8 protein-coding genes are annotated in these 9,634 nt (G+C 39.8%); 1 reads left to right on the top strand and 7 read right to left on the bottom strand.

Going from position 1 to position 9,634, the window contains the following annotated elements; genetic code table 11:
- Nucleotides 1-94: 94 nt before the first annotated feature.
- From BFU02S_RS12565 to BFU02S_RS12580, 4 genes are all read right to left on the bottom strand, one after another.
- The gene (locus BFU02S_RS12565; RefSeq protein WP_235842055.1) at nucleotides 95-1,510 is read right to left on the bottom strand and encodes a sigma-54 interaction domain-containing protein; all 1,416 of its coding nucleotides are present in this window, start codon (nucleotides 1,508-1,510) and stop codon (nucleotides 95-97) included.
- A 91-nt stretch (nucleotides 1,511-1,601) separates the two neighbouring features.
- Nucleotides 1,602-2,387, bottom strand: a complete 786-nt coding sequence (locus BFU02S_RS12570; RefSeq protein ID WP_066371179.1) for a 3-hydroxybutyrate dehydrogenase — start codon at nucleotides 2,385-2,387, stop codon at nucleotides 1,602-1,604.
- Nucleotides 2,388-2,408: 21 nt separating this feature from the next.
- Complete coding sequence (locus tag BFU02S_RS12575; protein ID WP_066371182.1) at nucleotides 2,409-3,845, bottom strand: GntP family permease; 1,437 nt, start codon at nucleotides 3,843-3,845, stop codon at nucleotides 2,409-2,411.
- Between the two features lie 373 nt (nucleotides 3,846-4,218).
- Nucleotides 4,219-5,628, bottom strand: a complete 1,410-nt coding sequence (locus BFU02S_RS12580; RefSeq protein ID WP_066371185.1) for a SpoVR family protein — start codon at nucleotides 5,626-5,628, stop codon at nucleotides 4,219-4,221.
- Nucleotides 5,629-5,853: 225 nt separating this feature from the next.
- Here BFU02S_RS12580 and BFU02S_RS12585 point away from each other — a divergent pair, with 225 nt between their 5' ends.
- Nucleotides 5,854-6,825, top strand: a complete 972-nt coding sequence (locus BFU02S_RS12585; RefSeq protein WP_066371186.1) for an FTR1 family iron permease — start codon at nucleotides 5,854-5,856, stop codon at nucleotides 6,823-6,825.
- Between the two features lie 56 nt (nucleotides 6,826-6,881).
- On the opposite strand, the gene BFU02S_RS12590 is transcribed toward BFU02S_RS12585, so the two are convergent.
- From BFU02S_RS12590 to BFU02S_RS12600, 3 genes are all read right to left on the bottom strand, one after another.
- Entirely contained in the window at nucleotides 6,882-8,240 is a 1,359-nt protein-coding gene (locus tag BFU02S_RS12590) for a sensor histidine kinase (RefSeq protein ID WP_066371193.1), read from the bottom strand.
- The gene (locus BFU02S_RS12595; RefSeq protein WP_066371194.1) at nucleotides 8,237-8,926 is read right to left on the bottom strand and encodes a response regulator transcription factor; all 690 of its coding nucleotides are present in this window, start codon (nucleotides 8,924-8,926) and stop codon (nucleotides 8,237-8,239) included. Before BFU02S_RS12595 ends, BFU02S_RS12590 begins: the two co-directional genes overlap by 4 nt.
- Nucleotides 8,927-9,082: 156 nt before the next feature.
- Complete coding sequence (locus BFU02S_RS12600) at nucleotides 9,083-9,337, bottom strand: YhdB family protein (protein ID WP_066371197.1); 255 nt, start codon at nucleotides 9,335-9,337, stop codon at nucleotides 9,083-9,085.
- Nucleotides 9,338-9,634 lie beyond the last annotated feature (297 nt).

Raw genomic sequence — 9,634 nt, forward strand, 5'->3', positions numbered from 1 at the left:
ATAGAATTTAAACTATTTATCTATATTTGGCAATGGGATTGTTGAAGACAAAATAAACCCTTTTTTGGGTTTTATTAGTATGGCACGAAAGTTGTTATTTAATATTATATAATTTACATTTCTCATAAAAACTAGTTTTTCCAATGTCAAGCAGTTTGGCGGCTTCTAATTTATTGCCATTCGCAGCCGCCAGTGCATGTTGAATGGCTTGCTTTTCTGCCTGGGCTAAGGTTTCTTTTAATGGTTGAAGAGGAAGTGTGGGTGTTCCTTTATTAGTTTTAAAAGTTGACTGAATCGGATCATCACATTCGTTCTTTTGGTCGCGTAAATATAAGGGCAAATGACCAAGTTGAATCGTTTTTCCGTCAAGGACATTGATACAGCGCTCCAGTACATTTTCCAGCTCTCGTATATTCCCAGGCCATGTGTGCTCCATGAGCCGTTTTAGCACTTCATCCGATAATTCAATTCCTTTTCGGTAAAATCTTTTTTCTAATTTTTTTAAAAGGTTCATCGAAATCAACGGGATATCCTCTTTTCGTTTTCGAAGTGGGGGGATGTCAATCTTTATGACATTTAATCGATAATATAAGTCCTGGCGGAAGTTTCCTCCTTTTACCATCTTTTCTAAATCCCGATGTGTCGCGGCAATGATTCGGACATCCACTGGAATGAATTTATGTCCCCCCACACGCTGCAGTTCTTTTTCCTGTAGAACTCTTAATAGTTTGCTTTGCATGGAGAGCGGCATATCGCCGATTTCGTCAAGAAAAAGGGTACCGCCATTCGCCAATTCAAACTGTCCCATCTTTCCGCCCTTTTTTGCTCCAGTAAATGCTCCCTCTTCATACCCGTAGAGCTCTGATTCCAGTAAATGCTCTGGAATCGAGGCACAATTAATCGCTACAAATGGCGCGGAGCTGCGAAAACTGTTTTCATGAATCGCGTGAGCAAACAATTCCTTTCCGGTGCCAGATTCCCCTATCAGCAAGACGGATGAATTGCTGCCCGAGACTCTCTCTGCTAGTTTTTTGGCAGCAAGGAAGGCAGAACTGGTCCCAATTAAGTCTTGAAAGCTGTATTTGCTTTTCAGGTCCTTTTGAACCTTCGTTTGATAATACGTAAGTTCATCGACAAGTTGCTGAATTTTGCTCTGATACATCCTCCATTCCTCCGGATTCCGAAACATGACTGTTCCCAGAGCTCCTACGACTTCTCCATTCTCAAAAAGTGGAAAACGGTTGGCGATCATTTCACTCCCGTTAATTGGCTGCAAGGCCGCCAGTTCCTTCTTCCCTGTTTTGGCAACAATATGCATTCGTGAGTTTTCAATGACTTCCTGTACCGGGCGTCCGATAGCTTGATTAATCGTCGTTCCTATAAACTCACAATAGGCTTCATTAATGTATAAAATAATGCCGTTTCGATCAACAATGACAATACGTTCAGCCAACAAATTCATAATTTGCTCATGCCAGCTTGAGGGTATATTTTCAAATCCCCTACTCACGATCTTTCCCACCCTTGTCACCTTTGTTACTTCCAGTATAGCAAAAAAGTAAACTTAGTTAGTTTAAACAAAGGCAAGAAAATTCTGGATTTTACTGAGCTGTGTACCCGCCATCGAGAATAACCGCTTGGCCAGTGATTCCTCTCCCTTTATCACTGGCTAAAAAAACAGCATAGTCGGCAATTTCCGATACAGATAACAGTCTTTTTTGCGGGACAAGCGGCAAGAGTACATCTTCAAGTACACGATCCAGGCTGACTTTTCTAGATTTTGCTAGATCAGCTAATTGATTTCTGACAATCGGAGTGTCAACATACCCCGGGCATAAAGCATTTACTGTAATTCCATGCTCGGCTCCTTCTAATGCTGCTACTTTTGTCAAACCAATGACTCCATGCTTGGCACTATTGTAGGCAGCTTTGCCTGCAAAGCCAATCACTCCATTAATGGAAGCCATATTGATAATCCTGCCAAAACCTTGTTTCTTCATAAGGGGGAATACAGTTTTGATCCCAATAAATGGAGCAGTCAGCATCACTTTTATGAGCAATTCAAATTGTTCAGTCGGAAATTCTTCAATTGGCGCAACATATTGCACTCCGGCATTATTAACGAGAATATCAATGGTTCCAAAAGTCTGGTGCGCTACTTCAATGCTATTCTTAAAGGCTTCTTCGTCTGTTACATCACACGGGGCAGCTAATGCTTCAAACCCCTCATTTTTTAATTCCAGCACTGCCTGCTCGCTTTTTTCCACATTCAAGTCTGAAAGAACCACCTTTGCTCCCTCCTGGGCAAAGGTGGTTGCAATTTCTAGTCCAATTCCGCTTGCTGCTCCGGTAATAAATGCAGTTTTTCCTTCTAACGCATGTGTCATGTTCTGTTCCTCCTTGATGATCTAAACAATTCCAAAGAATGTATAAAGGGCGATCACAAAAAATACAGCTAAGGTTTTAATTATCGTTACGACAAATATGTCACGATAAGATTGCTTGTGTGTTAACCCTGTAACAGCAAGTAAAGTAATAACGGCTCCGTTGTGTGGCAGGGTGTCCATGCCGCCGGATGCCATGGCTACAACGCGGTGCATAACTTCAGGAGGAATATGGGCAGCGGCAATTGCCTGATTATATTTTTCTGCCATCGCACCTAAAGCAATTCCCATTCCGCCAGATGCAGAACCCGTTATCCCAGCAAGGGTGCTCGTTGTCACAGCACCATTTACAAGCGGATTATGAAATGCACCGGAAATACCACCGCTTATCTTCGCAAACCCTGGAAGTGCCGCTATAATTCCGCCAAATCCGTACTCCGCGCCTGTATTCATTGTGGCCAATAATGAACCACCAATCGCCGTATTTAGTCCTTCTTTCAAATTCTTGGTTACCTTTTTCCAATCATAAAGAAATGAAGCGAGAATCCCGACGATCAATGCCATAATAATCGCCCAAACAGCGGCAACTGCAGAAACATCGACTGTATACGCTTTCAATCCGATGGAAGCAAAATCGAACCCATGCGGATACCACTTAGGGATATAGGTAACAAATAATTTATTGGTAACCCCTACAAGAATCAGTGGAACAAAGGCAAAAATCTGCTTTCCAACTGATTGTTTTTCCGTTAAATCAACGTCCGGCATATTCGGATCTTCTTTAACATTTGCCAAGCCAGCTGCTGTTTCAGAATAAAATCCAAAATACCCTTCACCGGCTTTGGCCGCACTTCTTCTTCGCATCTCCAGATACAAGAGACCAAGAACAAAAACAAATATCGCTCCGATGATTCCGAGAGTTGGTGCAGCATAAATATTTGTTTTAAAGAAAGCAATGGGAATAACATTTTGTATTTGCGGTGTTCCTGGCAAGGCATCCATTGTGAATGTAAAGGAGCCTAGTGCAATCGTACCCGGAATAAGCCTTTTCGGAATATTTGCCTGTCTAAACATTTGAGCAGCAAACGGATAAATCGCGAAAACAGCTACAAATAAACTGACACCGAAATAGGTTAAAATCGCCCCCAATAACACAATGGTTATGATGGCCCTCTTTGCGCCCAAGAGACGGACAATTGTTCGGGCAATCGATTCGGCAATCCCTGACATCTCTACCATCTTTCCGAAAATAGCCCCCAATAAAAAGACGGCAAAATAGGATTTAATAAAGCCCACCATTTTTTCCATAAACACCCCGGAGAAAAACGGCAGTACGTGGCTTGGGGCAACCAGGACAACAGCCAGGAGTGCACAGATGGGAGCAAATAAAATAACTGAATAGCCGCGGTAAGCAACGAACATTAGCAAACCTAGTGCCAGTAATATCACAAATAAATCCATTTAAATCTCCCTTTTTTTCAAATTCCGATTCTTGTTTAGAATCCTTTGCTACATTTCTGAAATAGCACCTCCTAAAATTTTTCAGTCATTTCAATACTTGCAAGCATTGTGCCAATTTTAAAAAATTTAATATATTAGGAATTAAAACCATTTTGCTGATTCCGGATATATGGAAAATTCCGCATTTTCGGAATATGATTTCAAAATGTTCCGAAAACACGGAATTTTTAAGGTGCCAAATATATTTATAGAGACTCGATTATATATAGCTTTGTAAAGACATTATTATTTGAAAACGGGGATAAAACTCCCTCTTAAATTTACTACGGAAACACAAAAATAAAGGGAACATTACTGTCCCCTCAAAAATTGTTTATAAATACTTCCGATGTACTCCCTTCCCATCATAAGAGAACAACATTGTCCTTTCTTCAATTACGGTCTCCATATGAACCGGACGACCCCAAAGCTGGTAAATGTACGGGAGGACTTTTTCCAGATACTTTACATCGAGTTCCACGCCTTCATACCAATGCTTCAAGTAAAGTTCGCCATTTTTCATGTAGTCGCCGTCGTTTACCGTAATGTATGGGAAGCCGCCGTTGACACGCATGTTAACTAGTTGATCGCGGACATTCTTCCACTCTTTGTCAACGATTTTGTAATCCCTGCCTTGTTTTTGGAACAGATACATATCTTCTCTCATCACCAAATCCTTGGTTAAATAATTCCGTAAGAAGGAAATATCGGACTCAATTTCACGGACTTCGAAGATTTTCTCCCGTCCTGAGCCAGGCTTTACACCCCTCTTCTTCATTTCTTCTGTCGGATTGTTGTACCGTTCTTCAATGTCTTCAAATATTTTGATGCCGAGATAATAAGGGTTGATGCCTGTTTTTGAAGGCTGCACAACACCGGCATTTAACTTGGCAAATTCAATAGCTTCGCCGCTCGTTAAATCCATTTCTCTTATGATGCGCTGGTGCCAATAAGAAGCCCAGCCTTCATTCATGATTTTTGTTTCCAGCTGCGGCCAGAAGTAAAGCATTTCCTCTCGCATCATGGTTAAAATATCTCGCTGCCATTCCTCCAGCTCCCTGCTGTACGTTTCGATAAATAGCAATAAATCTTTTTCAGGTTTCGGTGGAAATTTCTTTTTCTTTGTTGTTTTTCCTTCTGGCTTTTCTTTTTCATCTAAGCCCCAAAGATCATCATAAGGCGTTGCAATATTGTGTTCTTCACTTTCCTCTTCATCATCCATCGACCAGGCCAATTTGGGTCTGATGAGCGAAGGGTCAATATGCTCATCAATGGCCAAAACCGCATCAAGAAATCTTTCAACTTCTCGTTTTCCATGTTGAATTTCATACTGGTGAATACGCTCTGCCGTTGCTGCCATGCTTTCTACCATATCGCGTTTCGTGTTCTGGAAACGGACATTGTTTTTGAAAAAGTCACAATGGGCCAAGACGTGGGCCACAATCAGTTTGTTTTGAATCAGGGAATTGGAATCAAGCAAAAATGCATAACAAGGATTGGAATTGATCACAAGTTCATAAATTTTGCTTAAGCCTAAATCATAATGAAGCTTCATTTTATGGAATTGCTTTCCAAAGCTCCAATGGGAAAACCTTGTTGGCATTCCGTAAGCTCCAAAGGTATAAATAATGTCCGCAGGGCAGATTTCATAACGCATCGGATAAAAATCAAGCCCAAAACCGCTGGCAATCTCGGTTATTTCACTAATGGCATACTCCAGTGCTTTACGATCGTCCTCATTCATCGGCCACTCCCCCTTTTCTCCTTACCACAATGTATGAAGAAAAGGCAGGAATAATGAAACATGATAAGAAATAACAAAATCTATTTAGTCATTTTATAAAGGATTTTCTTTTGGATAACGATTATTTTTATTGACTTACCATTAAAAAGACAGTACTATAAAAGTATCCAATTGATAAAGATTATCATTATCACTATACAACATGACCTAAGGGGGAGAGAATTTTTGGTTAGGAAACTTTTAAATTTAAAGACACTGCTAATTGCTGCTTCGTTAGCCGTTTTGATCGGTGTGATCGTATGGCAAGCAGTTTTTGATCATGGCAATCCTGATCCAACTGCCAAAGGTATATCGCCTGGTGCTGCCATTATCAATACCGCCATACTGGTTTTTCGGGAAGGGTTGGAGGCAGTCCTGGTATTGGCCGCCATTATTTCCGGCTTAGTGAAGAAAAAGCAGGATAATTATTGGAAACCAATCTCAGCTGGTGCTGGTGTTTCCTTTATTGCGACTCTTGCCACTTGGTTTATCGTGGTGGCGATTATTTCTTCTGTTAATGCTTCACAGCTGAACATTCAAGCGTTTACTGGTCTTTTGGCAGTTATTGTTCTTCTCATTATTATGAACTGGTTCTTTCATAAGATTTATTGGACAGGTTGGATCAGCCTACATAATCGGAAGAAGCAAAAATTAACCGGTAATAAAGATGAAAGTTTAAAAACCGGTACATTTTGGTCGCTATTTATTCTTGGTTTAACATCCGTTTATCGGGAAGGGTTCGAGGTTGTTTTGTTCCTGCAAAATTTAAGATTGAAAGTCGGCTCAGATATCATTCTGCAAGGAACATTGATTGGTTTGGCTTTAACCATGATTGTCGGCGTACTTACTTTCTTGGCACAGCGCCGTCTTCCGCATAAGAAAATGCTGGTGTTTACCGGCGCGCTATTAGTGGTTGTCCTTGCTGTCATGGTAGGAGAAACTATACAAGAAATGCAGCAGGCTGGATGGATCAGTACCACTACTTTAAACATCAATATTCCCGATTGGGCTGGTGTATGGTTCTGTATCTTCCCGACAGTAGAAACATTATCTTTCCAAGCTTTAGCAGTGATCTATGTATTAGGTTCTTATTTCGCAGCCCGTTATTTAACAAAGAAAAAAGCAATAAAGCAAAAAATGATACCATCAGAACTTTAATATGAACCTTTCTTATGGGTAAAGGATTGCTATTGTGAAGCAATCCTTTTTTCGTTCTATCTGTCAATTGGTAAATAGATGGATACTTCTGTCCCGACACCCTCTTTACTAGATATTGTAATATCTCCTTTATGGAGCTTGATAATCCTTTTGGCAATATGCAAACCTAAACCGGAACCGCCTGTTTCCCTGCTTCTGGCCTTGTCCACCCGGTAAAATCGTTCAAAAATATTCTCGATTTCTTCCTGCGGAATTCCAATTCCATAATCTTTTACCCGGATAATGATCTGATATTCATTCCTCTCAAGAAACATTTCAATGATGCTGCTACTATACTTAATGGCATTATCCAATAAAATAATGATGACCTGTTTTATTTTTAACTCATCCGCTTTTAGGATGATGGGATCCCGGTATTGCAATAGGATTTCCCGCTTATACGCTTCTTTCATCTGCTTTTGAATATCTTGACATAATGAGATTAGATTGACTTCACTTATTTCTAATGCAGCATCCTTTTCAAGGGAAGCAAGGTCGAGAAAGTGTTCCGTCATTTTCTGAATTCTTGTTGCCTCCGAATGGATGGCCTCAATCGCTTCATTGGCCATTTCTTTATTCTTTAGTCCATGCCGTCTTAACAAATTGGCATAACTTTTGATAATGGTTAACGGGGTCTTCAATTCATGGGAAGCATCTGAGACAAACTGTGACTGTTTTTCCATATTGGCCTGAAGTCTGTCAATCATACGATTAAATGTTTTCGCCATGGTCTCTAGTTCATCTTTCGTCTCAATTTGAATATTGATCTTTTTTAGCACTCCGCTTTGTTCAATATCCTCCATCGTTTTAATCATATTGGAAATGGGCCGCATAATAATACCGGATAACCATCTTCCTCCCAATAAGGATAAAATGACAGCCAAAACGGTGCAGAGGCTGAGGATCCACAGCAATATATCTTTTCTCGACTCCAGCCCTAATAACTCTTCACCAATTTCAAGACTGCCTTTCATTTGTCCTCCCTGCTTGATTGGGGTCCGAATAATGAGAACTTGCTTTTCTTGATGATTGATCGTAACCATCCTATTGTCAGCTTGTTTTTCTTCCGCAAATTTTCCTTTTATTTTTTCTGCTAAGAATTTATCGTTTGTTACTTCGTATGCTGTTTTACCATTCGGAAGTATCATCCGAATATAGGAATGACTGGTTAAATAGTCCTTTAACTCATTTTCGATATGATTCGAAGTATTTCCCCGAATGTCTTTTATAATATCTTCTGCCTGTTGAAACATCATGTTTGCTTCCATTTTAACTGTGGTTTTCATAAATAAGAAAAAAACAACGATATTGATGAACATTAAAATGCAGATGATCCATACAGTTGTTAACAGATTAATTTTGTTTGTAATCTTCATGTTTGCTCCCTGATCGTATACCCAATTCCTCTTACCGTTGTAATTAATTGTGTTGGAAATCCCTCATCAGCTTTTTTTCGTAAGTGCCGGATTGTTACATCAATAACGTTCGTTTCGCCTTCATAATCATACCTCCAGACATTGATTAAAATGTTTTCCCGGGTTACTACTTTATTTTTATTGATCATCAAATAAACAAGTAAATCATATTCCTTAGGCGTGAGAGAGATGGAAACCCCAGACCTGGTTACTTCTCTTGTTTCGGTATTTAACATTAAATCACCAACGGAAAGAATTACGTCATTTTTCTTTTTTCTGGTCGCTCCGCTTTGGCGGAGACAGGCGCGGATTCTGGCTAGTAATTCTTCAATTTCAAACGGTTTTGTCACATAGTCATTCGCCCCTTGATCCAAACCAGCCACTTTATCAAAGGTTGTATTTCGGGCAGTTAAAAGAATTACCGGAGTATCGCTGACTTTACGCAATCTTCGTAATACTTCAATGCCATTTAATTCAGGCAGCATCACATCTAATAAAATTAAATCAATATCTGAATTCAAAGCCGTTTCCAAGCCTGAGCGTCCGTTATGTTCCACCATAACATGATAACCTTCATATTCAAGCTCTACTTTTAACACACGGGCAATTTGCAGCTCATCCTCAACCACTAAAATCGTTGCACTCACCTTTCATCCCTCCCAACAATTTTTAACGGCAGTTCATTATTATTATAAACCAATACGAAACACGGCTTCGAATTTTCGAAGCCGCGCATGCTTGGTGGAATTCTTTTGTCCGGTTTTTTTTAAAAAAGTTTCTCACCATTGCATTTCTTTGTTTATTTAGGTAAGACTATACATCGGTATTTCATTCGGTGTTTGTTCCATTGATTCATTGGCGTGGTCGATGTATCTAAGCAGGTCATAGAGTTTTTTTTCAATGACGGAATAATCTCGTTCAAAATTATAAGCATGCAGGAAATGCTCAATTTTTTTCGACAAAAAATGGTCTTGTGTCCGAACCATTAAAATCAGTAGGTTATCCCATTGTGATCGATGCGTATAATACAACGCCCGGTCATAATCCATTTTATTCATTTATATTCGCCTCCTTTTAGGAGCCTGAGTTTATTTTATGACAAACTGTATAGAACTTTCGCAGAAAATGTTGACACCTTAAGTTTAAGCCTATATCAAGTATTACCTGTATAAAAATGAAGGGTTAGGCTCAAATTTTTTCGTCTGATTCTAAGGTTATTTTTATGTCCCATACTTCCGTCAATCAGGGGGCGAAAGAAAAACCTGTAGTATATCTCTCGTAATCCGGGTTTCATTCGGGGATTGAAAGACATATCCGAGGAGCTTCACACGTGATTTGGGTTTCGGGAGATGAAA

The sequence above is a fragment of the Neobacillus fumarioli NBRC 102428 genome (genome assembly GCF_001591485.1).
In the GTDB taxonomy this organism is placed as follows: Bacteria; Bacillota; Bacilli; order Bacillales; family Cytobacillaceae; genus Neobacillus; species Neobacillus fumarioli.

What these genes read in the sequence shown, in the direction of transcription:
- BFU02S_RS12570 (WP_066371179.1), bottom strand. Translation starts at nt 2,387, where the DNA reads ATGACACATGCGTTAGAAGGAAAAACTGCATTTATTACCGGAGCAGCA.
- BFU02S_RS12575 (WP_066371182.1), bottom strand. Translation starts at nt 3,845, where the DNA reads ATGGATTTATTTGTGATATTACTGGCACTAGGTTTGCTAATGTTCGTT.
- BFU02S_RS12580 (WP_066371185.1), bottom strand. Translation starts at nt 5,628, where the DNA reads ATGAATGAGGACGATCGTAAAGCACTGGAGTATGCCATTAGTGAAATA.
- BFU02S_RS12590 (WP_066371193.1), bottom strand. Translation starts at nt 8,240, where the DNA reads ATGAAGATTACAAACAAAATTAATCTGTTAACAACTGTATGGATCATC.
- BFU02S_RS12600 (WP_066371197.1), bottom strand. Translation starts at nt 9,337, where the DNA reads ATGAATAAAATGGATTATGACCGGGCGTTGTATTATACGCATCGATCA.